Source organism: Flavobacterium paronense (assembly GCF_030409795.1).
GTDB classification, from domain to species: domain Bacteria; phylum Bacteroidota; class Bacteroidia; order Flavobacteriales; family Flavobacteriaceae; genus Flavobacterium; species Flavobacterium paronense.
Genome location: NZ_JAUFQN010000019.1, coordinates 1,348,612 through 1,375,433, shown reverse-complemented (window position 1 = coordinate 1,375,433; position 26,822 = coordinate 1,348,612). Strand labels below are relative to the sequence as shown.

25 protein-coding genes are annotated in these 26,822 nt (G+C 33.8%); 14 read left to right on the top strand and 11 right to left on the bottom strand.

Going from position 1 to position 26,822, the window contains the following annotated elements:
* Window positions 1–58 precede the first annotated feature (58 nt).
* From QWY90_RS07375 to QWY90_RS07345, 7 genes are all read left to right on the top strand, one after another.
* Window positions 59–1,423, top strand: a complete 1,365-nt coding sequence (locus tag QWY90_RS07375) for an OmpA family protein (RefSeq protein ID WP_290285232.1) — start codon at window positions 59–61, stop codon at window positions 1,421–1,423.
* An 80-nt stretch (window positions 1,424–1,503) separates the two neighbouring features.
* Complete coding sequence (locus QWY90_RS07370; protein ID WP_290285231.1) at window positions 1,504–1,896, top strand: glyoxalase; 393 nt, start codon at window positions 1,504–1,506, stop codon at window positions 1,894–1,896.
* A gap of 169 nt (window positions 1,897–2,065) precedes the next feature.
* Window positions 2,066–2,779, top strand: a complete 714-nt coding sequence (locus QWY90_RS07365) for an esterase family protein (RefSeq protein WP_290285230.1) — start codon at window positions 2,066–2,068, stop codon at window positions 2,777–2,779.
* Between the two features lie 100 nt (window positions 2,780–2,879).
* Window positions 2,880–3,827 (top strand): ATP-grasp domain-containing protein, encoded by a 948-nt coding sequence (locus QWY90_RS07360; protein ID WP_290285229.1) that lies wholly within the window; start codon window positions 2,880–2,882, stop codon window positions 3,825–3,827.
* Between the two features lie 50 nt (window positions 3,828–3,877).
* Window positions 3,878–4,987, top strand: a complete 1,110-nt coding sequence (locus QWY90_RS07355) for a carboxylate-amine ligase (protein ID WP_290285228.1) — start codon at window positions 3,878–3,880, stop codon at window positions 4,985–4,987.
* Window positions 4,988–5,024: 37 nt separating this feature from the next.
* Entirely contained in the window at window positions 5,025–5,852 is an 828-nt protein-coding gene (locus QWY90_RS07350) for a type 1 glutamine amidotransferase (protein WP_290285227.1), read from the top strand.
* An 18-nt stretch (window positions 5,853–5,870) separates the two neighbouring features.
* Window positions 5,871–7,061 carry a hypothetical protein gene (locus tag QWY90_RS07345; protein ID WP_290285226.1) on the top strand — a complete coding sequence of 397 codons (1,191 nt, stop codon included), beginning with the start codon at window positions 5,871–5,873 and terminating at the stop codon, window positions 7,059–7,061.
* Here the strand turns inward: QWY90_RS07345 and QWY90_RS07340 are convergent, their stop codons facing one another.
* From QWY90_RS07340 to QWY90_RS07305, 8 genes are all read right to left on the bottom strand, one after another.
* On the bottom strand, window positions 7,062–7,607 hold the full coding sequence (locus QWY90_RS07340; RefSeq protein WP_290285225.1) for a hypothetical protein: 546 nt from the start codon (window positions 7,605–7,607) through the stop codon (window positions 7,062–7,064). It abuts the gene before it with no gap.
* 3 nt (window positions 7,608–7,610) lie between these two features.
* Window positions 7,611–8,831: an ATP-grasp domain-containing protein gene (locus tag QWY90_RS07335; RefSeq protein WP_290285224.1), complete on the bottom strand. Its 1,221-nt coding sequence runs from the start codon at window positions 8,829–8,831 to the stop codon at window positions 7,611–7,613.
* Window positions 8,832–8,834: 3 nt separating this feature from the next.
* On the bottom strand, window positions 8,835–10,256 hold the full coding sequence (locus tag QWY90_RS07330) for a leucyl aminopeptidase family protein (protein WP_290285223.1): 1,422 nt from the start codon (window positions 10,254–10,256) through the stop codon (window positions 8,835–8,837).
* Window positions 10,257–10,350: 94 nt separating this feature from the next.
* A complete protein-coding gene (locus tag QWY90_RS07325; RefSeq protein WP_290285222.1) occupies window positions 10,351–11,493 on the bottom strand; it encodes an alpha/beta hydrolase in 1,143 nt (380 codons plus the stop codon).
* Window positions 11,494–11,788: 295 nt separating this feature from the next.
* Window positions 11,789–12,271 carry a DUF2231 domain-containing protein gene (locus tag QWY90_RS07320; RefSeq protein ID WP_290285221.1) on the bottom strand — a complete coding sequence of 161 codons (483 nt, stop codon included), beginning with the start codon at window positions 12,269–12,271 and terminating at the stop codon, window positions 11,789–11,791.
* 79 nt (window positions 12,272–12,350) lie between these two features.
* Window positions 12,351–13,733, bottom strand: a complete 1,383-nt coding sequence (locus QWY90_RS07315; protein ID WP_290285220.1) for a sensor histidine kinase — start codon at window positions 13,731–13,733, stop codon at window positions 12,351–12,353.
* A gap of 5 nt (window positions 13,734–13,738) precedes the next feature.
* Complete coding sequence (locus tag QWY90_RS07310; protein WP_290285219.1) at window positions 13,739–14,404, bottom strand: response regulator transcription factor; 666 nt, start codon at window positions 14,402–14,404, stop codon at window positions 13,739–13,741.
* A 103-nt stretch (window positions 14,405–14,507) separates the two neighbouring features.
* Complete coding sequence (locus QWY90_RS07305; protein WP_290285218.1) at window positions 14,508–14,927, bottom strand: QcrA and Rieske domain-containing protein; 420 nt, start codon at window positions 14,925–14,927, stop codon at window positions 14,508–14,510.
* Between the two features lie 371 nt (window positions 14,928–15,298).
* Here QWY90_RS07305 and QWY90_RS07300 point away from each other — a divergent pair, with 371 nt between their 5' ends.
* The 3 genes from QWY90_RS07300 (at window position 15,299) to QWY90_RS07290 (ending at window position 18,440) form a co-directional block, all read left to right on the top strand.
* Window positions 15,299–16,171, top strand: a complete 873-nt coding sequence (locus tag QWY90_RS07300) for a phosphatase PAP2 family protein (RefSeq protein WP_290285217.1) — start codon at window positions 15,299–15,301, stop codon at window positions 16,169–16,171.
* Window positions 16,158–17,678, top strand: a complete 1,521-nt coding sequence (eptA, locus tag QWY90_RS07295; protein ID WP_290285216.1) for a phosphoethanolamine--lipid A transferase EptA — start codon at window positions 16,158–16,160, stop codon at window positions 17,676–17,678. The genes QWY90_RS07300 and eptA overlap by 14 nt, the downstream gene beginning before the upstream one ends.
* A 141-nt stretch (window positions 17,679–17,819) precedes the next feature.
* The gene (locus tag QWY90_RS07290; RefSeq protein WP_290285215.1) at window positions 17,820–18,440 is read left to right on the top strand and encodes a hypothetical protein; all 621 of its coding nucleotides are present in this window, start codon (window positions 17,820–17,822) and stop codon (window positions 18,438–18,440) included.
* Between the two features lie 10 nt (window positions 18,441–18,450).
* Here QWY90_RS07290 and QWY90_RS07285 read toward each other — a convergent pair whose 3' ends face one another.
* Window positions 18,451–19,878 carry an MBOAT family O-acyltransferase gene (locus tag QWY90_RS07285; RefSeq protein WP_290285214.1) on the bottom strand — a complete coding sequence of 476 codons (1,428 nt, stop codon included), beginning with the start codon at window positions 19,876–19,878 and terminating at the stop codon, window positions 18,451–18,453.
* 12 nt (window positions 19,879–19,890) lie between these two features.
* Window positions 19,891–20,946 (bottom strand): hypothetical protein, encoded by a 1,056-nt coding sequence (locus tag QWY90_RS07280; RefSeq protein ID WP_290285213.1) that lies wholly within the window; start codon window positions 20,944–20,946, stop codon window positions 19,891–19,893.
* A 261-nt stretch (window positions 20,947–21,207) separates the two neighbouring features.
* On the opposite strand from QWY90_RS07280, the gene QWY90_RS07275 reads away from it, so the two are divergent.
* Window positions 21,208–22,239, top strand: a complete 1,032-nt coding sequence (locus tag QWY90_RS07275) for a hypothetical protein (RefSeq protein WP_290285212.1) — start codon at window positions 21,208–21,210, stop codon at window positions 22,237–22,239.
* A 77-nt stretch (window positions 22,240–22,316) separates the two neighbouring features.
* Here the strand turns inward: QWY90_RS07275 and QWY90_RS07270 are convergent, their stop codons facing one another.
* Window positions 22,317–24,293: an alpha-ketoacid dehydrogenase subunit alpha/beta gene (locus QWY90_RS07270; RefSeq protein WP_290285211.1), complete on the bottom strand. Its 1,977-nt coding sequence runs from the start codon at window positions 24,291–24,293 to the stop codon at window positions 22,317–22,319.
* Window positions 24,294–24,355: 62 nt separating this feature from the next.
* Between QWY90_RS07270 and QWY90_RS07265 the strand changes: the two genes are divergently transcribed.
* The 3 genes from QWY90_RS07265 to QWY90_RS07255 all read left to right on the top strand — a co-directional run bounded on the left by QWY90_RS07265 (window position 24,356) and on the right by QWY90_RS07255 (window position 26,642).
* On the top strand, window positions 24,356–24,592 hold the full coding sequence (locus tag QWY90_RS07265) for a hypothetical protein (RefSeq protein ID WP_290285210.1): 237 nt from the start codon (window positions 24,356–24,358) through the stop codon (window positions 24,590–24,592).
* A gap of 417 nt (window positions 24,593–25,009) precedes the next feature.
* Complete coding sequence (locus QWY90_RS07260; RefSeq protein WP_290285209.1) at window positions 25,010–25,741, top strand: hypothetical protein; 732 nt, start codon at window positions 25,010–25,012, stop codon at window positions 25,739–25,741.
* 154 nt (window positions 25,742–25,895) lie between these two features.
* Window positions 25,896–26,642: a hypothetical protein gene (locus tag QWY90_RS07255; protein WP_290285208.1), complete on the top strand. Its 747-nt coding sequence runs from the start codon at window positions 25,896–25,898 to the stop codon at window positions 26,640–26,642.
* Window positions 26,643–26,822 lie beyond the last annotated feature (180 nt).

The window sequence follows — 26,822 nt, the reverse complement described above, 5'->3', positions numbered from 1 at the left end:
GAAAAATATATATTTGTATCGATTTTAACATTTAATTAATAATTGCAAATCAAACTATATGAAGAATTACCTACTTTTATTGATACCCGTTTTTTTTATTACTTTATCATCCAATGCCCAAAAAGACAATAAGAAAAACAAAAAAGATTTAGAACTTATTACGGTTAATCCTGATAAAGAACTTGTTGGGGAATATTTTAATAGATGGTCTATTGAAGCGGAATTTGGCCAGGCAAAAGGTTCAAAACCTTATGCTGATGGTTATTACGCAAACAATCCTGGTAAATTTTTTGGAGGTTTAGCTATAAATCATTTTGGAATTGGTGCGAGATACATGTTTAGCCCAAAATTTGGTGTTAAATCGAATTTAAATGTTGACAATCTTCAAGAGCAAAATAATTCAGGAAGCTTACCATTCCAGATGCGTCACATTCAATTATCAGGTGAAGGAGTTACAAATTTGACCAGATTATTTGACATACAAAATCAAGCAGGACGATTTGGATTGTTATTTCACTTTGGATTTCAGGTTTCCCGTATGACGCCTTTAATTACAACATCAGTTGGTTATTCAAATAAAGGGAAAAGCGAATGGAATGGTGGTATTGTTGCTGGTTTAGCTCCACAATTTAGAATATTTAAAAATGTTAGTCTTTTTGCTGACGTAACTATTAACTCAAATGTTAGACAGCATTTTAATTGGGATGGTTCAGATTCTGATTCTAAAAATAATTTAACAGGTAGTTTATTTAGAACTTCACTAGGAATTTCAGTTGCTTTAGGTAAAGGAAAAATTCATGGAGATTGGGCTATTATTCAAGATAAAAACGACAAACGTTTAGATTCTCTCAACAATAAAATTGGAGAAATCGAAGAATTAATGAACGATAGTGATAAAGATGGTGTGCCAGATTATCTTGATGCTGAACAAAATTCAATTGCTGGTGTAGCTGTTGATACTAAAGGAAGAATGGTTGATAAAAACTCTAATGGTGTTCCAGATGAGTTAGAGAAATATGTTAACAATACTATTTCCAATAATAACACTGCCACTACTGCAGCAGCAACCGAAGGTGCTGTACTTCAGTTAATCAATGACGGCTATATCGCGGCTTACTTTGATACAGGAAAATCAATGCCAAACGCAGCTTCTGCCAGCAACATTGGATTCATATTGAATTTCTTGAAAAACAACCCGAATAAGTCAGTTGATATTACTGGTTATGCTGATGAAATTGGTAGAACAGATTACAACCAAAAATTGGCTAGTGATAGAGCCCAAGCTGTTAAAACGATTTTAGCCAAAGCTGGAATTGCTGAATCTAGATTGAATATCTTATCTAATGGTGAAGATGACTCGGTTGATAAGAAATCTGATTGGGCAAGACGTCTAGTTCGCAAAACAATATTTAAAGTCAAATAATAATTAACAATTAATTATTAATAACTAAAAAAAGCCTCTGTTTTTCAACAGAGGTTTTTTTTTAACTTTAAAAGAAAATAATGGAAGCAAGAGATACACACGTACTTGAACTCAGAGGTGAATCCTTTGGAACAATTAATAATCAGTCTTCATTCGAAGAAATTTTTCAAAATAAAACCCTCCGCCCTATTCTTAAAATGCAAAATGATTTATTCATTCAAGTATTTATCAATTATGCTATAAAACAAAAAAGTGTTTTCTTTAGTCTGACACCCGAAAAAAAAATGATGTATGTAGAGAACGTTATTCAACGCGATATTAAGTTTAGAAACGCTCTAAAAGGTATGATAATTGCCTTATTTACCCTAGAAGAATATGCTCAATATATACAAATATCATCTAATTTGAATAAGCGAATGATGAATATGCTGGTTGAACGATTAAAAAGTCAAATACTAATAATAGAGCAATAGTTTGTTAATTGACAAATATTAAAATCAACTATCAATTTCATGCTAATTATTAAAGATTATTCAATATCTAAATATCTTTAAAAAGTATATCGCAAAACTTTTAAGTTTTCTTATTTTTACTCATTTTACAACGTTTTTTTTATTATAATTGTTAATCTAATAACAATTTATGAAACAAGAATATTTTAAATGGTATTCACCCAATTTAAATAAAGAAGTCGAAATGCTTGTTTTTGGTCATGCTGGATATCCGGTTATACTTTTCCCTACTTCAATGGGAAGTTATCATGAAAACAAAGACCAAGGTCTAGTAGAAAGTGCCAGATGGTATATTGAGCAAGGACTAATACAAATATTTTGCCCTTCGAGTATTGATAAAGAAAGCTTTTACAATAAACATATTCATCCAGTTCATCGCATTCAAAATCATACATGGTACGATAAGATGCTTTGTCACGAAATAGTAGAACGTATAAAAAATAATACTGGAGCCGGAAAAGTTGTAGTTGCAGGTTGCAGTTTTGGTGGTTATCATGCTGCTAATTTTGCTTTTCGCCATCCCGGATATGTTAGCCATATGTTTTCTATGGGTGGCGCTTTTAGTATCAAAAATTTTATGGATGGACATTGGGATGATGATGTTTTTTATAACAGTCCAGAAGATTATATTCATGGCTTAAATGACCATGAATTATGGAATATGGATGTAGTTTTGGGAACTTCAAATTGGGATATATGTTTTGATGCAAATTTAAAATTAAGCAAAATTTTAGCTCAAAGAGATATACCGCATTGGTTGGATATTCGTCAGGACCGAGAACATGATTGGCCAGTTTGGAAAGAAATGTTTCCTCATTATTTATCACGAATTAAATTTTTTTAAACCATAATCAAAAGTTGAAACCAGTACTCTAAACTAAGTTACTGGAACTATAAACTAAATAAGCAGTCAACAATAACAGTATAAGTTAAACATTATAAACATGAAAAAGATTGGAATTTTATTTGGAATGGAAGATACCTATCCACAAGCATTTATAGACAGAGTAAATTCTAAAGGTGAAAAAGGCATTATAGCTGAAGCGGTTTCTATTGATAAAGTCGTTCAAAATAAAGGTGGTGAATATGCCGTAATCATTGATAGAATTTCACAAGATGTTCCTTTTTACCGTGCTTTTTTAAAGAATGCAGCACTTACAGGAACCAATGTGATAAACAATCCATTTTGGTGGAGCGCTGACGATAAATTCTTCAACAACTGTTTAGCAGATACACTCGGTGTTCCATTGCCAAATACTGTAATTCTTCCTTCGGCTGAACATCCAACAGACACAACTTCTAAATCATTCCGTAATTTAAAATATCCTATGGACTGGGAAGGAATTTTTGATTATATCGGTTTTCCTGCCTATATGAAACCTTATGCTGGTGGTGGTTGGAAAAATGTTTACCGATTAGAAAACAAAGAAGAATTTTGGGAAAAACACCAGGAAACTGGACAACTAGTAATGCTTTTGCAGGAAGAAATTGTGTTTACCGAATATTTCCGTGTGTATTGTTTGGGTTGTAAAGATGTTAGAATTATGCAATACGAACCTAGAAATCCACATCATTTGCGTTATGTAATTGATGGTCCACCAGTAGATAAAAAATTATTAGCTACAGTTAAAGATTATACTCTACGTCTATGTAAAGGATTAGGTTACGATTTCAATACAGTTGAATTTGCTGTCCGTGACGGTATTCCCTATGCAATAGATTTTGGTAATCCAGCACCTGACGCTGAATTGACATCAGTCGGTGCTGAAAATTTCGAATGGGTTGTAGAAGCTTCTGCTAAAATGGCAATAGCTGCAGCTAAAAAACAAAAACCAGGACAAACGAATTTGACATGGGGAACATTTATTAAAGATTCTGCTACGCAAAAATAAAACATAGTTAATCAATTACTTAGTTACGTAGCAACTTAAAGAAAAGAATGATGACGAAAAAACTACCAATATTCACCCTTGGTGTAGAAGAAGAATATCAAATTATAGATCCAGACACAAGGGATTTACGCTCTCATTTATCCAAAATTGTAGATGGCGCTAAAATCATTTTAAACGAACAGGTAAAAGCCGAAATGCACCAATCGGTTGTAGAAGTCGGAACCAATATTTGTAAAAATGTATCTGAAGCCAAAAATGAAATCAAATTTTTGCGAAGCAAGATTGTTGAACTGGCAGCTAAACAAAACTTAGTCGTTGGCGGAGCAGGAACACATCCTTTTTCTCGTTGGCAAGATCAACCAATAACTGATGATCCACGATATCATCATATCGTAAATGAATTGCAAGATGCAGCCCGCTCTAATTTGATATTCGGAATGCATTGTCATGTAGGTATTGAAAATCGTGAGATTGGTTTACAATTAATGAATCAGGCCTGTTATTTTTTACCACATATTTTTGCATTATCTACGAATTCTCCTTTTTGGGAAGGGCGAAACACCGGTTATAAATCTTTTAGAACCAAAGTATTTGATAAATTTCCACGTACAGGTTTGCCAGAATATTTTGATAGCGTTCAATCCTATGACAATTATCTGGAAACTTTAGTAAAAACCAATTGCATTGACAATCCAAAGAAAATTTGGTGGGATTTGCGCTTGCATCCGTTTTATGATACTATTGAATTCCGCATTTGCGATATGAGTTTGACCGTTGATGAAGCCATGTGTATTGTCGCAATAATTCAGGCTATTGTCGCCAAATTATACAAATTGACAATGGCCAATACAAGTTTTAATATTTATAGAATTGCTTTAATCAAAGAAAATAAATTCCGCGCCGCCCGTTATGGTATCGAAGGAAACATGATTGACTTTGGTCTTCAAAAAGAAGTGGATACCAAATGTTTGATTCATGAATTGCTCGAATTTATTGATGATGTTGTTGACGAATTGGGAAGCCGTGAACAAATTAATTTCATTCACACCATAATGAAAGAAGGAACCGGTGCCGATAAACAGTTAAAAGTTTTTGAACAAACACATGATTTGACCAAAGTCGTTGACATGATTACAAGCGAATTTACAAGAGGATTATAATTGAAAGCGTTATATTTGCATAACCAAATCATAAAAAATGAGTCACCAAATTAGAATTGCAGTTTTAGACATGTACAACGGAGAACCCAATCAGGGAATGCGCTGTATCATTGATATTATGAATAGATTTAACCAAATGGTTACCTTCCAGATATTTGATATTCGCGGAAAATGTCAATTTCCAAACATCGAAAAGTTTGATATTTACATTTCTACTGGTGGACCCGGAAATCCGTTAGAAGGTGATGGGAATTGGGACTTAAAATACTATGACTTTATTGATCAATTAACCATTTGGAACAAAGAACAAAAAGTAAAAAAACATGTTTTGTTTATTTGCCATTCCTTTCAAATGGCTTGCTATCACTTTGGGTTAGCCGAAATAACAAAAAGAAAATCAACTTCATTTGGTGTGATGACCATCCATAAAACTGAAGAAGGACTAAGTGACCCAATTTTAGAAGGTTTGCAAAACCCTTTTTATGCGATTGACAGTCGAGATTATCAAGTGGTGCAACCTAAATTGAGTATTTTCAAGAAAAAAGGTGCACAAATTATCGCACTTGAAAAAATAAGAACACATAGAGAATATGAACGTGCCATCATGGGCGTACGCTTCACTGAACAGTTTGTTGGATTGCAATTTCATCCCGAGGCCGATGCTTTGAGTTTTATTGCAAACTTAAAGAATGCCGAAAGAAGAGAAAAAATCATTGCCATGAAAGGGAAATCAAAATTCCGTGATATGCTCGAAGATTTATTGGATGAAGCTAAAATCTATAAAACTAACGAAACCATTATACCAAATTTCTTGCGTATTGCCATAAATGATTTGATTAAAACTAAGAAGATATTATCGAATTAGTCAAGTAACCAGCTCGCTATGAATTCCAAATACAGACAACTTTTTAATGACAATTTTTCGGAAGCTAAATACAACAACTTCATTGAAGATATTACTTCTGATTTTGATTATAAAGTAACGTTCCGTATTGGAGAAACTCCATTTTTTATTCCGAATGAATTAAAGTACCAATTGCTTGAAGGATGTCAACAGGTGATTGATTTTATTCAAAAAGAAGATTTCAAAGCACTTACCAATAGAGCTTTAGAACTCAACAGAAAAGTACCAAACGAAGATAACCACACTACATTTTTAGCCATTGATTTCGGAATTTGTGAAGAAGATGGTGAAATCGTTCCCAAACTAATCGAAGTACAAGGTTTTCCTTCTTTATTTAATTTTCAAAATCATTTGTCGCAAAAGTTTATCAACCACTACCCTTTTCTTTCTGAGTTGACGCCTTTCTTAAACGGATTAACTCAGGAAAGTTATTTGGCATTAATTGAAGAAGTGATTTGCAACAATTATCCAAAAGAAAATGTAATTCTGTTGGAAGTAGAACCCGAAAAACAAAACACTAAGATTGATTTCTATTATTGTCATCGCGATATCGGAATTCCAATAGTTTGTGTAACAGATTTGTACCAAAAAGGAAAGCAACTTTTTTATAAGAATGAAAAAGGCGAAGAAATTTTGGTAAAACGAATCTACAATCGTGTGATTTTTGACGAATTGGACTTACGTACCGATTTAAAATTGAACTTTGATTTTTCTTCCAAACTCGATGTTGAATGGGCAGGACATCCAAATTGGTTTTTCAGAATTAGTAAATTTATTTTACCCTATCTAAAAGGCAAATATTTCATAGAAACTACCTTGCTTTCAGACTTAAAAGAAATCCCAAGCGATTTGGAAAACTATGTCTTGAAACCTCTGTTCTCTTTCTCAGGAAGCGGTGTCATTTTCCATGTAAAACGGGAAGATATTGAAGCCGTAAAAGAAAAAGATTTATACATACTCCAGAAAAAAGTCAACTACAAACCAATCATTCAATCGCCTGACGGAAAAGTCAAAGCCGAAGTTCGTTTGCTTGCTGTTTGGAAAAAAGACGAGACATCTCCTACTCTAGTAACTAACTTAGTACGTTTAAGTCGTGGTGAAATGATTGGTGTAAAATTTAATAAAGACAAAGATTGGGTTGGCGGAACAGTTGGAATGTTTGAGAAGTAATTACAAATACTGTTTCTTAATCTCTAAAAAGCTTTTCTCAGAATTCACCAGTTCATTCACTATTTCCTTTCTTAAAATGTCTAAATCTTCATATTTCAAATACTTTGACCAATCGGTTTCTGTTAAAATTTTTTTGATGATTTGAATCGTTTTGGCAGTTTCTTTTGCATTTCGCAAGATTACTTTTTCCTGATTTTGTAAACTCAATTTATGATAGAAACTAACTTCATTGGTTTGATCATTTACTTTAATAAAAAACAGTTTTGAAGTATCATCATTTGAATAAAAATCAGTCCAATTAGCAAAGCCGACAATGGTGTTTTGATTCTTAAAATCAGCTAAAGGAATTAGCCTCCAATGACAATTGGCAACTCTTCCCCAATGATTGGAAATACGATACAAACCTTCAGCAGTAAAGATATACTGACTCCCTGATTGACTTTTATAGTTTATTTTTAAATCCGAAATTTCACTAAACAATACTTCTTTCCATATACAGAAGGTGTAAGAGTGAAAGTTAAGTTTGTTATAGGTTTTATTTGCCACGAATTAATGTAGTTTATTCACAGCTTGCTGTTGTGCAACTGTAGCAAAATCTTTAATTAATCGCTCGGCATAATCATCTAAAAGTTCGCGAACTCTGGCATGCGTGTCACTTTTTACAATCAAACCGGCATGATAGTCTAATGGCACACGGAAACAAACTTCGGTATCATTAAACCCTGATAAATCAGGATGTTCAAATTTGGAAAGCGTTAATACAATTCCGGCAAATTCTTTTTTTATAGTTGGTAATTTATAGTCTTTGTTTTTTACCAAACAATCTTCAATTTTAGCCCATTCACCCCAAAGATTAACACCAGAAGCCGCAGCTACCATTTCGGCTAAATGAGCACCTCCTACTCGAGAAGCCGTTTCAAGGAAATAGATTTTACCATCGTCATTACATTTGATAAACTCGGTATGATTGGCACCATGCATCATCCCGAAAGCTTTTAAAACTTGTTCGTTCACTTTCCTGATTTCTTTGTCATCTTTCGTGTCATATGGAATATTGGCACTTCTGAAAATTCCGCCTCCTTGTGAGATTTCCATTGGTGTTGCCAAATACTGAGACGTAATCGAAAACAATGTTTTTCCTTTCCAATTTAATCCATCACAATGGTAAACAGCACCAGGTTTGAATTGTTCTACCAAATACTTTAAACGATTTGTATCACCTAATTCATGAATTTTTTGCCACAATTCGTCTTTAGAATGGACTTTCATAATTCCGGCAGCCGAAGCTTCAGAACGAGGTTTTAAAACCCACGGCGGAGCAACAGTATCGGCAAACTGATTGATTTCTTCATCGTTAAACAAGGCACTAAAAGCTGGAATTGGAATACCGGCATCTTTGGCTTTCATCCGCATGGCGAGTTTATCACGAAAATACCTTCCTGTTGTTTGTCCCATTCCGGGCATTCTTATATTCTCTCTTAAATACGCCGCTTTCTCTACATCAAAATCATCCAAAGCAACAATTCCATCAATTTTTTTGTGACGCATTAATCTGGCTACTCCAGAAAGTAAATCCTCTAAATTCCAATCGACATCATGTCCGGGCATAAAAAATATTTCGTCTATATAATCAAAGGCCCATGGCTTGTCACGTAGTTTTTCTGAAGTAATAAGATAAACACGATTACCTTGTTTTTTTAGGTTGATTAAAAAATCATTTCCTTTAAAATAATTCGAAATACAAATGAAGTTCTTAGTAACATTTTCCATAAGCTATAGATTTTCAATATAATTTGTAATTAAATGTACACCATAGGCTGTAGCATGTTTTGTCTTGGCAAATTCATCATCGCCAAAAGCTACTCCGGCAATATCAAGATGAGCCCACGAAGTATGATTATCAGTAAAAAATTCTAAAAACTTAGCGGCAGAAATCGCTCCTGCAACGGGTTTACCTGAATAGTTTTTGACATCGGCTATTTCGCTTTCAATATCAGGTTTGTAGGCATCCCAGAGCGGTAATTGCCACAAACGTTCCCCAATTGCATCTCCAGCTTGTTGCAGCTTTTTTGATAATTCTTCATTATTGGTAAACAATCCGGCACATTCATAACCTAAAGTTCCAACAACACTTCCTGTTAATGTAGCTAAATCAACTACCGTTTCGGGTTTATAGTTTCTTATTAGATAGGATAAACCGTCAGCCAATATTAATCTTCCTTCGGCATCTGTATCAATAATTTCAATCGAATGTCCCGCGTAACTTTGTATCACATCACTAGGCAAAAACGATAGCGCATCAACCGAATTCTCACAAGCAGGCACAATAGCTGTAACCCGAATTGGTAATTTTAAATCGGAAATCAATTGCATCGCGCCGAGTATTGCAGCACCGCCAGCCATATCACATTTCATTTGAACCATTCCAGCAGTTTTAATATTTAAGCCGCCAGTGTCAAACGTAATTCCTTTTCCAACCAAACCAATGTGTTTTTTGGCATTGTCCGGTTTATATTCCATTATGATAAATTGTGGTTCTTGTGCACTTCCTTTTCCAACGGAAAGAAACGAATGTAAACCAACTTCTGTAGCTTTGTCTTTCCCAAAAACAGTAACTTCAAAACCATATTTTGCTCCGGTTTCGGTTGCCCAATGGGCTAAATATTTAGGTGTAATCTTGTTTGGTGGCAAATCCACTAAGGCAAAAGTTTCAAGTTGTGCGTTGGCGATTTTAATTCCTTTAGTTATTGCTTCTTCGATATCTTTATTGGATATATAATTCAATTCAAAATCCGTATTCAAAAATGGATGAAGTTCTTTTTTCTTATAATGACCCAAATCATATGTTCCTAATAACAATCCTGAAATTGCAGCTTCAACTTGATTTGGCAAAAATGATTCTGGAATAACTACAATGACATTTTTAGCAAAAACTTCTTTTTGCTTAGCAGCAATTCTTCTGAAAATTGTTTTTAATGATTTATAATCCTGCTCTTTTCCAAGGCCAATAAATACATGAGTACAATCGTATTTTTCTACTAGATAATGGGTGTCTTTTTTACCGTAAAACACTTGAGAATATACTGTAACTCCATGATATTCTATTGGAACAATACTTTTGGCAGTTGTTTCGAAAACGGGAATTAATATCGTTCCTGTGAAATTATCTAGGTTTTGTATTTTTTTAATTTTCATATTGTTATTTTTAACCCCATAGCAACATAGATTTTAAAATTTTATAGCTTTCTATAAAACACTATGTTTTTATGTGGTTCATTTTAGAATTCTATTATTCTTCTTTGTTACTAAAATACAACCATTCGATAGCTTTCGGAAATTCATCACTCCAATATACTTCGTTGTGTTTGCCTTGCATATTAATACTTACATGCACTTTCATCAAATCGGTGTAGCCTTCTTTTTTTAATAATCGTTTCTTAAAATTCTTGACATGGTCAATCATTGTAGCACTTTCATCACCTCCGGCATATAGATAAATCCTTGTATTTTGAGGTTCATCCATATCTAAAAAAGACAAGTTGATTTTTGGGACAACCCAAAGTGAAGGCGAAAAAATCATCAATTTCCCAAACATTTCCGGATACATAATTCCAGAAAAAATACTAACCAATCCACCCATGGAGCTTCCTCCTATTCCTGTACTTTCTCTATCGGTTTTGGTTCTGAAATTGGAATCAACAAATGGTTTTAGCGTTTCTGTTAAAAAGCGAATGTATTTTTTTCCTTGCCCATTTCCAAGCACTGTATTCCCAACATTGTATTCTTTTATGCGTTCTTTCTCAGCATGCTCAACAGCAACAACAATGATTTTACCAATATTATATTCAGCCATTACCGCCAATTTTTTATCAATTTCCCAGTTGCCATATTTGGCTTTTTCATTGAATAAATTCTGTGCATCCTGCAAATAAAGAACCGGATAACGTTCCGCTGAAGTTTCATAATCATGTGGCAGCAATGCCCAAACTCTGCGGGTTTTATTCAGCTGTGGAATTTCAAACTCTTCTGAAATCAGATGCACTTTTGGCAAAAACTTTGATTTGAAGGGTAACCAATTGTGACGCCATTTGGCAACATGCTCTTTGTGAACGCCATTGTGTTTTTTACACGAACGGTTTTCGGTTCGGTTTCCATATTTATCAATTTCTACTTCGCTCCAATCACCACGGGTAAACTTATATAACAATTCTTCGGGATAGACAAAATCGTTTTCAAACTTGAAGTGATACAAACCCTGTCCTACTTTTTCCATTTCAAATTTCTTGTCCTGGGTTACCCAATTATTGAAATTACCTGAAATATAAACCGGACGTTCATCATCTTCGTCGGTGGTGAGAATAATATTGAGTTGGGGTTCAATGATATTTTTAATTTCTAAATCTTCTTCCAGGTTGCTTTGTTCTTTACTCATTCCAATTATATTATGACAAGCTAAAGCTTGTATACCTGACTGCCACAGGCAGTATTCCTTTTAATATCAAATCTTGTTCTTTGCGCATCGCATTATGCTAAACTAAATTTATAGAATCGTAAAAATACCTTTTTGCTTTTTTATAGCAAAGTCTTTTCTTAAAATATATGGATATTTTAGTAGAATGGAAATGATTTAGAGAAATAGAATTTTTAAGACAATTATTTTGAGAATAAAGCATGAAAAAACTAACTGCAATTAGTAGTTAGGCTTTAGATAAATATGAAAATGATGTCTACTCTTTATCCTCTGTTTCGGTACTTTGTGTTGGTGTAGCATTTGCTCTAATTTCGGTGTGGCGAATTTCACCGCCAGAAGTTCCGACACTTTTTGCCAAAATCACTCCAATAACCGCAATGACTAAAACCAGAAAAGAAACCAACTTGGCTTTGCTGTGATTTTTAACATTCGCATACAATCCAAACAAAGAAACTGTTCCCAAAATATAGAGAACAATAGCTAACTTTTCAGCTAATTCTTCATGCTCATGAATGATACTTTTACCGATACTAGGCATGTCTTCAACTAATTCTTCTGCGCCTTCTCCGGTTGTCATACTTATAGCGGCAAAAAATGCAGCTACTACAAATAAGATATAGGAAACATTTTTTACTGCATTGTTTTTGAAAACTATTCCAGCAATTAAAATTCCAAACCCAAAGATTGTCCCAATAATTGGTATGTGGTTAAACAATAAATGTAAATGAGCGTCGTTCATAGTTTTCTTGAATAAATTAATACTAGTTCAAAGCTAATTCTTATTCTAACTTTTTTTTATGATAAGTATCATAAAAATATTATTTAGAAAAACTTAAAACTACTTTGGTTCCAACATTTTCTTTACTTTCAATATTTAAATCAATTTGAAGCAAAATACACAATCTTTTTACGATAGACAAACCTAAACCTGTTCCTTTTATTTCAGGATGTTGATTGGATTTAGAGCGATAGAATTGGTCAAATATTTTTTCTAAATCTTCAGTGGCAATTCCGATTCCACTATCAGAAAAAGTACAAAGTATTTTATTATTTATTTCCCGAATATCAATATGTATTTTACCATTATTCTTTGAGTATTTAATAGCATTGGTTAAAATATTATTTATGATTATAGAAAACAAATAGGAATCTGTGTCTACATAAAAATCTTTTGAAAACAAGGCTTCACATTTAAGTTTCTTTTCGGATATGATTGTTGAATTTCTAGATATTATATCTAAAAAAATGGCGTTCAATAGTACTTTTTCAATTTTTAAAGATTGCTTTTGATTTTCAAATCGAGCTAATAAAAGCAATTCATCTACCAGGAAATTTAATCGGTTAACTTCATTAATGCAGAAATCTATTTTCTCTTTATATTCTTCCTGATTTCTAGGTTTTCTGATCAAAACTTCTAATGTTCCTTTGATAACAGCCAGTGGTGTTCTTAACTCGTGAGATGCATCAGAAGTAAATTGTTTTTCGCGTTCGATAGCGTTTTCAACCCGGTCTAATAAATTATTTATTGTATTTGAAAGTAAATGCAATTCATCTTTATTTATTGGCAACGGAATTCTGGATTTCAAATTGTCTTTGGTAATAATATTAGAAGTCTGGATAATTGAACTTATAGGTTTTATGCTTCTACCCGCAATAAATCTAGCGATTAGAAAAAGGACAATCAAAATTAATGGATAAGCAACAATTAAAATAAAAAACAGATTATTCAAAACCATAACAGAGTCTTCCAATGACATGGCGATAATCATATAACCTATAATTTTAGTGTTCTGATATAAAGGAACTTGTATTTGTCTAACTGAAGTTTTTTCTAACTTAGCGTCAAACAAAACATTGTTAATTGCTTCAGGATAATAATTTAGCTTTTTCTGTTTTAAATTAGGAGATTTATCAACAATGGCGCCTAATTCATCTACAAATTGAATGAATGCCGGACTAATATCTACTTTGTTAAACTGTATTTTTTTCCATTGTTTTTCTCTAATCAGAAGCACACAGTTTTCTTTGACTTCAATTTCTTTTAGATGCTTTGCTACTTCTGACTTAATATCATTATTTACTTTGATATAAACACTAAATCTTACAATGCCATAGATAACACAAAAAACCACAAAAATTAACAATGCAGTGGTAATTATATAGTTGGAAGCTATTCTGTTTTTAAAGGAAAGTTGTTGCATTTTAATTAGTCGTTAGCAATGTAGCCTACACCTCGAATGGTTTTAATATGATCTTCTTCAACTTTGAGGTTCAATTTTTTTCTTATAGAATTCATAAAAACATCAATAACACCAGTCTCATATTCAAAATTTATGTTCCAAACATCCTGAATAATTTGGGTTCTGGAACAAACATTTCCTTTGTTTCTTACCAAATAACATAGCAGTTCAAATTCTTTATGAGTGAATGAAACATCACGTTTATTAACAGTCACAGCATGTTTTTGAATGTTAATTTCAATTGGACCAAGGGTAAGGAACTCTTGTTCGGTCTTGTCTCGAAGTTGTACTTTAATACGCTCTACTAATTCGTCGAAGCTAAAAGGTTTTTTAATATAATCGTTAGCACCAGTCTTTAAACCTTCTACGGTTTCTTGAACAGTGTCTTTAGCAGTTAAAAATATAATTGGAGTTTTTGAATCGGTTTCTCTAATTTTTTGACAAACTTCTAATCCTGTCATTTTAGGAAGCATCCAATCTAAAAGAACTAAATCAAACTTTTCATTTTGAAAAAGTGCCAAACCATCTAAACCATTAGTTGCAGCAGAAACTTGGTAGTTTTCTTCTTCTAATCCTTGTTTTAAAAATTGAACAATTCCTTCTTCATCTTCTACTATTAACAAATGCTTCATACAATTTTAATTTCTTTTTGATAAAGATAAATTAAATTAAAAGTACTAGGCAAATTATGATTCTATTTTAATCAAAAATTAATTATTTTCTAAAATCTTTGAATTATGAAAAAACTCTCAAAAGCGTTCCGTCTAATGAAGTATTATATTGGTGTAAATTAGTTGAAGCCGGTCCCTGAGTGACAACTCCCGTACTACTAAATTGAGCTCCGTGATTTGGACATATAAATTCATTGCCTGAAGCATTATAATTTACATTCGTTCCCTCATGTGTACAAGAGGCAGAAACAGCTAAAAACGCACCCGAATTGGTTCGGGCAACCACTATACCTGAATGTACTAAAAAACCTCCGTTTGCCGCAAGAGAGCCTGTAGCAGTATCTAAAGTAAAATCAACATTTGTAGGTGCTGCTGATGGGGAATCTTCAGATTCACAACTTGATGCTAAGCCTCCAATACAAGCTGGAATTAATAAGGTAGCGGCTCCAAAACCTACTCTGGTAAAAAAATCTTTACGTGTCATACTGATTACTTTTAGTGTTAAATGATTATAGTTTCTTATTTAACACCTCGAATTGACTTTACCCTATGGAGTTATTCATAAAGTGTTGTTAAATGAATACTATTATTTTTTTTAGCATGTCACATTTCAAGAATAATGTTTTCTATTTTTGTAAAAACATTCTAAAATGAACTTCTTTAAAAAAAGATCTTCAACACATGTTAAATCTTAAGAGTAGGTTTTCGCTAAATTGTTCGTTCCTTTTTTATAACTTCGCTCCGCGATTATAAAAACCTTTACATAGTTATTACAAGATAAAAACAGGAACTTGTTATGTAATGTTTAACTTGTCGAATCGTTAAAGAATTCAATTAGAATAAAAAAATCAGTATATGTTAAATAGAATTAGCGAAGAAAATCTGGAAGAAAAAAACATAATGAACATAAATGTTATTGCTAATTATTCAAAACTAAAACTAACCTTATTTTTTTTACCCCTATTTTTTTTAACTTCAATAGTTGCATTTCTTTACAGTCAAAACGCTTTATCTGTTGATAAATATTTACTAATCCAAAAGAATTGCTTCTATTTTATCAATTCAAGATTATCGCAATTTCCAAATACAATATATAACCTTACTCAGGTTGGAGATGCCTTAATTTTTTTATCATTCTTAACCATTTTTATAGTATATGCTCCAAAAATGTGGGAGTCTTTACTATCAGCTTCACTTGTTTCTGCTATATTTTCACGCGCACTAAAAGACCTGTTTCATGTGCCAAGACCTGCTCAAGCCTATGATGACACTAGTTTTGTAATCATCGGAAAAACATTACCTGGATTCAGCAGTTTACCTTCAGGACATTCTATTACCGTTTTTACCATACTTACCGTTTTGTTGTTTGCCTTTATGCCCAAAAAGTTGCGCTATAAATTTTTATGGAGTTTTTTAATCATCATCACAGGATTAATTCTTGTGTTTACGAGAGTCGGTGTTGGAGCACATCACCCACTTGATGTTATTACAGGCAGTATTATAGGATATATCTGTGGGCTTATTGGTATTTTTATCAGCCGAAAATATAAAATATGGGATTGGATTAATAATAAAAAATACTATCCTGTTTTTATAGCATTGTTTCTTATTTGTTGCATTGTATTACTCAATAAAATAAATAATGAAAATTTAATTGTATTTTATCTTTCTTTAACTAGTTTAGTGATTTCACTATTTAAAATTATTACTGTTTATGTTAAAAAATAGTTTGAAAATAACTCATTTCGTTCTGGTAATGAGTTTACTTAATTTTTTATTCTTTCATTACCCATTTTTCAAATTTGTCTTTAATAACGTTGATTATAAAAGTTTAAATGGCATTATTCTTATTGTTAGTTTAATGGTTCTAATGTTGGTTTTAAATGCTTTTGTTTTTTACCTGATTTTTTTTCTATCCCGTTATGTTGGAAAATTTTTATTGGTCTTATTCTTTATTATCAATTCAATTGCAGTTTACTTCATCAATACATATAGTGTCATCATTGATGAAAGTATGATAGGTAATGTATTCAATACAAAATATGAAGAAGCAAGCAGTTTTTTTTCTATAAAACTAATACTATACATCATTCTGTTTGGAATTATTCCTAGTATTTATATCATTAAAGTTAAAATAATACCTGTAACATGGAAGAAATTTTTAACCACCATTTCGCTTACCCTTTTATTTATTTTAACATTGGTATTTGTAAACGCTACCAATGTGCTTTGGATTGATAAAAATTCAAAAGCATTAGGAGGACTTGCCATGCCTTGGTCTTACACTGTTAACATTTCCCTTTTTTACACGCATCAACATCAAAAAAATCAAAAGGAAATTTTATTGCCCAATGCAACCATAAAAGATAACCAGAAATCTGTTGTGGTATTGATTATTGGGGAATCAGCCAGAAGCCAAAATTTTTCTTTATATGGTTACCCAAAAAACACAAACCCATTGCTTTCCAAAATCCCTAATGTGTTTCATTTTGAAGCAAACTCTTCCGCGACTTATACTACCGCAGGAGTAAAATCTATTTTAGAATATAAAAACACCAATGAGTTATATGAAATTTTACCCAATTATTTATACAGAAATAATGTAGAAGTTATTTGGAGAACCACCAATTGGGGAGAACCTCCGGTTCATATAAAGAATTATCAAAAAAAGGAGGAATTAAAGTCCAATTGCAAAGGAGAACTATGCAATTATGATGAAATTCTTTTGAATGGATTAAATGAACAAATACTAGCTAGCAAAAAGAATAAAGTATTGATAGTATTGCACTCAAGCATGAGTCATGGACCTACCTATAGTAAAAAATATCCACCCCAATTTGAAGTTTTTAAACCTGTTTGTAATAGTGTTGAATTAGGAAATTGTTCTCAAACGGAACTAATCAATGCTTATGACAATACTATTGTTTATACTGATTATGTTTTATCCAAGGTAATTGAAAATTTAAAACAATTAAAAGGCTATAATAGTTCTATGATTTTTGTTTCAGACCATGGCGAATCGTTAGGAGAAAACAAGCTATATATGCACGGACTGCCTATGAGTATAGCTCCCAAAGAACAATATGAAATACCTTTTATCGTTTGGGTTTCTGATGGTTCTAAACAAATTAAAACAATTAAAACAGTGACTCAGAACCATGTTTTTCATAGTGTTTTAAATTTTCTAGGCATACAAAGTCCTATTTATGATGAACAAATGAACATTTTTAAATAATCTAATTTCTCTTCCCTTTTTCATAAAAATTAAAAAACCGTGTGGGTTGCTTTTTATAATGACTTTTTAAAAATTCATTATTTACATTAAAATAGTCTTTAGCAAAAATTGAAGTACTTTTGCGTCTCGAATAAAACTTGTATGGGAATAGATTTTTTGCAGTGGATTGGTTATATAGCCTCCATTATCATAGTGCTCTCCATGATGATGAGCTCTATTATCAAGTTCAGATGGATTAACCTGATTGGAGCTTTACTCTTTTCAACTTACGGATTTCTGATAGGTGCCATACCTGTCGGTATACTAAATGGAATTATTGTAGTTGTTGATGTTTATTATCTAATCCTTATCTACTCTAAAAATGAAGAGTTTGAAATCTTGGAAATCAATGCCGGCAGTCAATACTTGATTCGGTTTTTAAAATTTCACAATAAAAGAATTCAAACCTATTGCCCCGGATTTTCCTATCAACCCAATGAGAATACGGTGAGCTTTTTCATATTGAGAAATATGGCTGTCGCCGGATTCTTTTTGGCACACCGCGATAATCAAACCGAACTTCATGTCGATTTGGATTATGTGTTACCCGAATACAAAGACTTCAAAAATGGCAAATATGTGTATTTCCAACTCAAACAAAAGTTTATTGATGCAGGCTATACAAGCATCATTGCCGAAGGAAATAACACAAACTATTTCAACTACCTGAAAAAATTAGGGTTTGTCGAATTAAAGCCTGGTGTGTACACTAAGAAATTGTAACTAAGCTTGGTTAAAACTGAAAATAGATAAACGAACTACCACTTTCCTGAGCCCAGATTAGCAATAACAACATCACGGACCAAACAAGACTTAACCAAACCCACGAGATTTTATAGGCCACATCCAACACTTTGGTGTTTCGTAAAAACCAATGAAATAGTACTATAAACGGAATGATGATAGCCACTTTCAATATCGCTAAGGTAGTTAGCAACGGTTTACCATCTGCTATTCCAAACATAGATTGCAACAATGCCCATGATCCTACAAAGGTTTTAGAACGGAAGAATACCCAGGTAATATTGACCAAAATAAATGTTAGCATCGCATAACAAAAGTTAGTTATTGTGTTAGCTGAAGCAGTGCTTTCCCGCTTCACTCCTCGCCTGTCTTTAAAGAATTTTTCAACCCAAAGATACAAACCGTGTAAGCCACCCCATACCACAAAAGTCCAATTGGCACCATGCCATAAACCACCTAAAAGCATGGTCATCATCAAGGCAAAATACATCTTGGCTTTTCCATTTCTGCTGCCACCTAATGGAATGTAAAGATAGTCTCTTAACCAAGTGGATAACGTAATATGCCATCGACGCCAAAAGTCTGTAAATCCGATAGCTGCGTATGGGTAGTTAAAGTTCTGAGGCAGTACAAATCCGAGGCAAAGTGCCACACCAATAGCACAGGTAGAATACCCCGCAAAGTCCAGAAATATTTGTCCCGAAAAAGCTAAAACACCAATCCAGGCATCTAACATCGGTAAGGCATCATGGCTATCAAAAACAGTATCCGCTGTGGAAGATAACATACCATCGGCCAAAACTACTTTCATAAACAAACCTAATGTTAGCAACAGCAAACCATCCATCATTTGCTTGCGGGAAGCAACTCTCGGACTTTCGAACTGTGGTACTAACTGTGGTGGTCTGACAATTGGACCGGCAACCAAGTGTGGAAAGAACGTCACAAACAGTGAAAAATCTAATAATGAACTAACAGGTTTACTTTCCTTTTTATACATATCGATAGTATAACATAAAGTAGTGAATGTGTAAAACGAAATCCCGGCAGGAAGAATAATATTAGGCTTCGCCGGATTAAAATCAAAACCAACCACATGACTTAAGGCCACAAAATTATCTAATAAGAAAGTGCCATATTTAAAGAAACAAAGCATGCCCAAATTACCAATCAAACTAATAACTAATAAAAGTTTTTTCTTATGAGGGTTTTCTTGGGTGTATAAAGCTCGACCAACATAAAAATCAATAATGGTAGACATCCACAGCAATAAAATAAACGGAGGATTCCAAGCAGCATAAAAAATATAACTAGCCAAAAGCAGGTTTACTTTTTTGGTCTTCCATGGAATGGGTAAGTTGTGCAGAAAAAGTATCAGTATAAAAAAAGCGACGAATGTATAGGAATTAAATACCATAATTGCTTAAGATTAGTTAGTTTGTGGTTTGTTAGACTGTAAATAGGTAAAGCCTTTTTGTTGGCTCAAATATTCAAAGAAATGCTTAGTAAAGATTACAGCATCCGGTCTTTTTAAATGAGAAAACTCAGGACATTCAAAGTTGGCTATCGCCGGATAATCTTTGAAATAAAAACCTGCACAATTCGTTTCTTTTAACAATCGATCCCAAAACTTGTCTCTTGGAAAACCCATACTCTCCTCTTGATAATAAGGACCACTCGATGGTGTTCTGACAAACGCTACTGTTCCACCTCGAGCTTTTATCTTATTGACATTCAACACAACCGATTTGAAAATAGCATCGTATTCTGATTGTTTTGGTGGTGGAGCCATTTTTGCACCTTTGCCAAAAAAGGCCCAAATTGCTTTTACTTTGTTTTGTTGTTGTGTATCAGCAACAAAGGTAGCCGTCATATAAGATTGACGCTCATAAGTCGTTCTGTCAAAATACATCGGAAAAATGGGCATCATAAAAACGCCCGGACGGCTTTCTAATTCTAATGCATCCAAACGAGCATTAAGCGATAAATTCCCTTGGTCTAAAAAGGACAATTGCGATTCTAATACTTTACTAATTTCAAAACTGGCACGTTGCGCCGGAGTTCTTTCATGGAAATATTTAATGTTTTTATTAGGTGTTTCCTGATTGGGTGGTGCATTAGTAAAAAACAATCTTTCCGTAACATCTATAACTAATTTTCCTTTGAAAGTTGGGTCGTTGGCCAAATCTTCTAAAGCAGGTCGGGGACAACTACCCACCATAGCCAATTGAACAGGAATTACCCTGGTTAATGCATTCCAGGTAGGAATATCTAAATCAAACTTAATACGGGAAGAACCAATAAAAACAATAGTTTTATCAGCATCATCACAGGCTTTTGCCCTTGTATTGGCCCAAAGTGGTGAATTATCATCATAATCAGCCGGGATACCCTGACCACGCAAGTAGATTTCATAGCTAACTACTGCCACCAATACTATAATTAAAGATAATACAGCTGACTTAAAAAGCGTTTTTTCATTCATAACATTGAGATTGGTTAGTGATTTTTAATTATAAAATCCAATCATGTGGGGAAATGATTTGCATTGATTTCATACCTATTGACTTCAAAATTAACAAATTAATCATGTGTGTTTCCTACACGCAATTATATTTATCAACCATTTTCTTGTTAATAAGTGGTAAAAGAGCCAGTATCCTTTTTTAGCACACCCAAAAAACAAAACATAATTTGCTATATTTGAATGTTAGCATTGGTAATTCAGACCTCATTTAAAACAACCATGACACAAAACAATAAACTTCATAAGCAATTAGAATTAACCCACGAACAAACTTCGCCACTATTCCGAATAATGTCGATTCAGAATAAAGACGAACCCCACCGCAGGCATTTTGAAAACAACATTTGTGCGTTTCATATTGGGAATGGTTTTATCCTCTCGGTAGCACACAATCTGAAAACAGAAGCCACTCTTTTCAAATCTATTGACAATACAATTTATTTGACGGATATCTTTCCTTTTTTAAATGCAGAACAAGCGCATATGTTTGAGAGTTGTTATCCTCTAGAAATGAGCAATCAAAGGCGTTATGCTACTATTACCAATCCGACTGATTTTCAAACTATCATCAACTTGCTCAAACAAATTAACTTTGATACCCGTTGGGTGACTCTTATGGAACGCAGTATTTGTAAAACACATTTGGTTATTCAATTCAAGAATAATTTGTTTTATAATAGTCCCGAACTAACTTCACATTTTAACCACACAAGCTATTTTGAAGAGTCTACAATTCACCGACATACTTTTTTGGTTGAAGTAGCATTGGTTGAAGCTTTTTATAATGAAGATATTGCCTTATATAAAATTATAAATACACCTCAAGCTGTTATTGATGCCATGCCTAGCCTTGAGATAGATTACAGTATTTTAGATGACAATCAGGAGGATTATTATTGCCTGCAAAGTTCGCCTACCAGTGAAATCGGAAAACTATTAAACAAAGCGCAAATTGAAGGTTTTACTGAACACTTTGCCATTTTCCAGGAACGTATTGGAGGCAACTACAACCTCGAAGGATTGCGCTATTTGATAAAAGGCTATTTCCGTTTTGGTTCTTCAGGTGCGCCTTATGTAGTGTATAATGCTAAAACCAACACCTTCAAGGTCAATGCGGTGCAAAGCGAAGCCTGCCCTATTCAACTTTCCATCAACAACCAACGTGATGGTAATTTTCAGTATGTGAATGCTATTGCCACACCACTACAGGTGATTCAAGAACGATTGGAAAAGCATATCAATACAGTCTAAAAAATAAAAAAGGTGTCTTTTATACAGCACCTTTTCTATTATCTATTATCTTTTCTCTTTTCTCTTGCTTCTCTACTCTAATACGCCAACAGCTCCAACAAAGTCGATTCAAAACGTTCCTTTGGCAAGTACTGATCTTCCAAGGCTTTTACAAACGGAATGGCGCTTTCTAAACTTCCAACACGTCTCACCGGAGCATCTAAATGTTCAAAACACTGTTCCATAATCATAGAAGAGATATCGCTCGAAACTCCACCAAAAAGTGTATCTTCCTGCAGTATAATCACTTTATTGGTCTTCTTTACGGAAGTAAAAATAGCTTCTGTATCTAAAGGCTGCAAGGTTCTTAAATCCAATAAATCGGCACTGATTTCAGGATGTTTGCTTAAGGTTTCTAAGGCCCAATGCACTCCGGCACCAAACGAAATTATGGTTACTTGAGTACCTTCTTTTAACAAAGCCGCTTTTCCAAACGGAATAGTATAATAATCCGAAGGCACATCTTGATAAACCGAACGGTATAATTGTTTGTGTTCAAAGAACATCACCGGATTGGGGTCGTTGATTGCTGTATTCAATAAGCCCTTTACATCATACGGAAAGGCAGGATATACTACTTTTAGTCCCGGTGTTTTAGTAAACCAGGCTTCATTAGTCTGCGAGTGAAAAGGTCCGGCTTGTGTACCGCCACCGCAAGGCATTCGCACTACCACATCGGCTTTTTCGTTCCAACGGTAATGCTGCTTGGCTAATAAATTCACAATCGGATTAAATCCGGTAGAAACGAAATCGGCAAACTGCATTTCAACCACCGCTTTATGTCCGTTGATAGACAATCCCATTCCGGCTGAAACGACAGCACTTTCACAAATAGGTGTGTTGCGCACTCTTTCTTTTCCAAATTGCGCTACAAAGCCATCTGTAATCTTAAAGGCACCACCATATTCAGCAATATCCTGACCCATGATAACGAGGTTGTCATGACGTTCCATCGATTGGCGCAAGGCATTCGAAATAGCATCAACTACACGAATGTTATCTACTTTATCAGAAGGAGTAACTTCTTCAAAATCATACGGTCTATATACATCACCTAATTCTTCTTCTAAACTGGCTACGACCTCAGGTTCTGCTTGTGTAATCGCCCAATGTTCATCTATTTCTTTCTTAATGGCTTTAATTATCTTGGCATCTTCCTCTTCTGAAAGCACACTGATTTGGGTCAACCATGCTTTATAATTTGAAATTGGATCTTTGATTGCCCACATATCCATCAACTCTTGCGGTACATACTTGGTGCCACTCGCCTCTTCATGACCACGCATTCTGAAGGTTTTAAACTCCAATAACACAGGTCTTGGGTTTTCGGCTAAAGAAGCTTTTAATTCTGCTATTTTAGTATAGACTTCTAAGATATTATTGCCGTCAATGATGTGGCTTTCCATGCCATACCCTATTCCTTTATCTGCCAAGTTCTCACAACGGTATTGTTCGTTGGTAGGTGTCGAAAGCCCGTAACCATTATTCTCAATCACAAATAACACCGGCAAATCCCATACCGAAGCTATATTGAGTGCTTCGTGAAAATCGCCTTCAGAGGTAGCTCCTTCTCCGGTAAACACTGCTGTTACTTTGCCGTTCTTTTTTAATTTATTCGCTAAGGCAATTCCGTCAGCCACACCCAGTTGTGGACCCAAATGCGATATCATTCCGATGATATGAAACTCTTGCGTACCAAAGTGAAAACTACGGTCTCTGCCTTTGGTAAAACCGGTTGCTTTACCCTGCCATTGCGAAAACAAACGGTGCAACGGAATATCCCGACCGGTAAAAACACCTAAATTTCTATGCATAGGCAGTATGTATTCGTCTTTATCTAAAGCAGCCGTGATGCCCACCGAAATAGCTTCCTGCCCAATACCCGAAAACCATTTGGACACTTTACCCTGACGCAAAAGAATAAGCATCTTTTCTTCGATAAGTCTTGGTTTTAGTAAGCTTTTATATAAGTCCAATAATTGGATATTAGACAATTCTTTTCTGTCGAAATTCATGGGTGTATTTTTATGTCCCGCAAAAATATAAAAATAGGTTGGCAAGTTTAGTTTTTATTTTAATGAAAATAGTAATACCTACATCAATAGGTCTTACTATCCGATATGCCGTCACTTCGAGTGATTTTGTGCAACAAAATTATATCGAGAAGCGTTTAAATCTACACCTATTCTCGATACATTCCGATTGCATCGGAACACTCGAACTGACGGTAGAAAGAGCTATCGTTTTTCTTTCACCTCTAAAGCCAGATTTGCATAGTCGAGAGGATTTACTTTTTAATAGCGGTATCAATTGACACAACAACTGGTTTTACTTTACGATTAGCCGTCACTTTGATTGCTCCTGTTTTACGCTATGTCGTCACTTCAATTGGTCTAGCTTTACGCAATGCCGTCACTTCGAGTGATTTTGTGCAACAAAATTGACCCGAGGCTGCAAAGACGAACTGAGCAAAGCTAATCGAGAAGCTGTTAAATCTAAAACTGTTCTAGATTAACTTAACACCGTTCAGTTATCCAACTTCAAGTTATTTCGATTGCAGTTTTAGTCCTAATGAGTCCATGATGAGTCCATGGTGAGTCCATGATGAGTCCATGAAAAACGCATTTTTTATGGACTCACGATAGAGTTACTATTTTATTATTATGGATACACTCCGAACCTAATTGGCACAATTATTGGATTTAAGTAACTGAACTATAAACAATACGATATGGCAACGATTAAAAACAACAAGATGTTAAGTGGCACAATAGGCCCTTTGGTTTTTAGAGAAGTGTATAACAAACAAGTGGCACAAGGAAAACGCAAAAATATTAAGCAAACCAAGGCTACTAAAAAAAGCGCCTCCGAGTTTGGCGTATGCAGCCGTTGGGCAAAGAATTTACGCATAGGATTAACCCCTTTATTGGTGGGACAAACCGATAGTACCATGCACCAACGGTTTACCACGACGGTTTATAACGCCATACGAACCAACACCTCCATTCCGCTGGGAGAGCGTAACCCGTTCAATACGGCTATGGATTCCTTACTTGGATTTGAATTCAATACCCACTCCCCATTTAAGGGGTATTTTAAACCTACCTTCTCGACCGAGCGAACAACCACTAATGAAGTAGTGATTACCTTACCCGACTTTGACCCGTCGACAGCAATGGGATTCCCAATGGGCTGTTGTAATGCCAAATTACTAGTCTTTGCCTATGCGACCGACTTTAAGGAAACTACCATACCCTTGGTGTTTCATAACATGCTATCAATAACGCAAAACAATGTACTACCTGCACAGGAACTGCTACATACTACGCCAATTCCGGAAGGGTATTTTGTACTGGCGGCAGTAAAACTCTTGTACTACAACCCCAACCTACTTACCGAAAGAAATTATCTGAATACGAAGGAGTTTAGCCCCGTGATGGTGGTGATGGCGGAGGCAACTTAGGTTTAAAATAGTAAGGGTAATGTTAGGGAATGTAGGAATAATGATTAGCTTTGTTAGAAGGTATATAACAATAGTTTTTTGCTGTAAAGGAGATAATTAAAACTTTCGTTTATTTACTAGTTGTGCGTCATTTTACCGCCGAAAAACTTACATTATGAAACTTTTAATTATATTATTATTCTCTTCAACAGTATTTAGCCAATCATTTGAAAAAATTGAAAAAAATGACAACCTTAAAAAATACAATAGTTTAAAAATTACTAATTTTTTCAATAAGAAAAAGAAAACAGGTTGGTCTAAAAAAATTATTTTGAAAGATGGAAAAATAAGTGGTATTAGTAATTACAACAAATCAACCTTAACATACAATTCAGAATATAGATATGATAAAAATAATGATTTAGATTTTGAAATTATAAAATTTGAAATCAATAAAGGTAAAATTAATGATACAATAGATTATTCATACACATATAATGAAAAAAAACAATTAATAGAAAAAGTTGATTTAGTTAAACGATATTTTTCAAATTTCAATGACAAAAACTTACCTCAAACAATTGAATCTGAAAAAACAGCAATAGATTCTGTTTTTGGTTTTAGAAAAGAATTAAAATATGATTCTAAAAACAATATTATAGAAGAAAAAGAATATTCAAAAATTGACAATCAAATTAAAATTGATATTACATTTTATAAGTATGATAGTTTTAATAATGTTATAGAATTGAATAGAGAATCAGAACCAAAAGAAGAATATCCAATTATTATGACTGGTGGAAGAGCTCACTATCAGAATGAAAAATTTAGATATGTTTATAATAAAGACAACCTTTGGGTAGAAAAATATTGGATTGTAGAAAACAAAGAATATTTAATACAAAAACGAAAATTTAAATAAAAACGAACGCACAACAGCCGTTTCACGAAATTGCGGGACTTGGGATTTATCAGAATTGGTAATTTTTGAAACTAAAATTTGTCTATATTTGTAAGCAAAAGTGTTGAAAATCCGCAACTTCGTGAAGCGGCGACATGTTGGCGGAAACCCTGCGAAACACTCTACTTAATAGACATTTGA

Bases quoted from the DNA above. Each gene is read 5' to 3' on its own strand.
- QWY90_RS07345 (WP_290285226.1), top strand. From the start codon at position 5,871: ATGAATTCCAAATACAGACAACTTTTTAATGACAATTTTTCGGAAGCT.
- QWY90_RS07350 (WP_290285227.1), top strand. From the start codon at position 5,025: ATGAGTCACCAAATTAGAATTGCAGTTTTAGACATGTACAACGGAGAA.
- QWY90_RS07260 (WP_290285209.1), top strand. From the start codon at position 25,010: ATGGCAACGATTAAAAACAACAAGATGTTAAGTGGCACAATAGGCCCT.
- eptA (WP_290285216.1), top strand. From the start codon at position 16,158: ATGTTAAAAAATAGTTTGAAAATAACTCATTTCGTTCTGGTAATGAGT.
- QWY90_RS07255 (WP_290285208.1), top strand. From the start codon at position 25,896: ATGAAACTTTTAATTATATTATTATTCTCTTCAACAGTATTTAGCCAA.
- QWY90_RS07310 (WP_290285219.1), bottom strand. From the start codon at position 14,404: ATGAAGCATTTGTTAATAGTAGAAGATGAAGAAGGAATTGTTCAATTT.
- QWY90_RS07265 (WP_290285210.1), top strand. From the start codon at position 24,356: ATGAAAATAGTAATACCTACATCAATAGGTCTTACTATCCGATATGCC.
- QWY90_RS07300 (WP_290285217.1), top strand. From the start codon at position 15,299: ATGTTAAATAGAATTAGCGAAGAAAATCTGGAAGAAAAAAACATAATG.
- QWY90_RS07285 (WP_290285214.1), bottom strand. From the start codon at position 19,878: ATGGTATTTAATTCCTATACATTCGTCGCTTTTTTTATACTGATACTT.
- QWY90_RS07270 (WP_290285211.1), bottom strand. From the start codon at position 24,293: ATGAATTTCGACAGAAAAGAATTGTCTAATATCCAATTATTGGACTTA.
- QWY90_RS07370 (WP_290285231.1), top strand. From the start codon at position 1,504: ATGGAAGCAAGAGATACACACGTACTTGAACTCAGAGGTGAATCCTTT.
- QWY90_RS07355 (WP_290285228.1), top strand. From the start codon at position 3,878: ATGACGAAAAAACTACCAATATTCACCCTTGGTGTAGAAGAAGAATAT.
- QWY90_RS07335 (WP_290285224.1), bottom strand. From the start codon at position 8,831: ATGGAAAATGTTACTAAGAACTTCATTTGTATTTCGAATTATTTTAAA.
- QWY90_RS07315 (WP_290285220.1), bottom strand. From the start codon at position 13,733: ATGCAACAACTTTCCTTTAAAAACAGAATAGCTTCCAACTATATAATT.
- QWY90_RS07365 (WP_290285230.1), top strand. From the start codon at position 2,066: ATGAAACAAGAATATTTTAAATGGTATTCACCCAATTTAAATAAAGAA.
- QWY90_RS07325 (WP_290285222.1), bottom strand. From the start codon at position 11,493: ATGAGTAAAGAACAAAGCAACCTGGAAGAAGATTTAGAAATTAAAAAT.
- QWY90_RS07360 (WP_290285229.1), top strand. From the start codon at position 2,880: ATGAAAAAGATTGGAATTTTATTTGGAATGGAAGATACCTATCCACAA.
- QWY90_RS07305 (WP_290285218.1), bottom strand. From the start codon at position 14,927: ATGACACGTAAAGATTTTTTTACCAGAGTAGGTTTTGGAGCCGCTACC.
- QWY90_RS07280 (WP_290285213.1), bottom strand. From the start codon at position 20,946: ATGAATGAAAAAACGCTTTTTAAGTCAGCTGTATTATCTTTAATTATA.
- QWY90_RS07320 (WP_290285221.1), bottom strand. From the start codon at position 12,271: ATGAACGACGCTCATTTACATTTATTGTTTAACCACATACCAATTATT.
- QWY90_RS07275 (WP_290285212.1), top strand. From the start codon at position 21,208: ATGACACAAAACAATAAACTTCATAAGCAATTAGAATTAACCCACGAA.
- QWY90_RS07290 (WP_290285215.1), top strand. From the start codon at position 17,820: ATGGGAATAGATTTTTTGCAGTGGATTGGTTATATAGCCTCCATTATC.
- QWY90_RS07375 (WP_290285232.1), top strand. From the start codon at position 59: ATGAAGAATTACCTACTTTTATTGATACCCGTTTTTTTTATTACTTTA.
- QWY90_RS07330 (WP_290285223.1), bottom strand. From the start codon at position 10,256: ATGAAAATTAAAAAAATACAAAACCTAGATAATTTCACAGGAACGATA.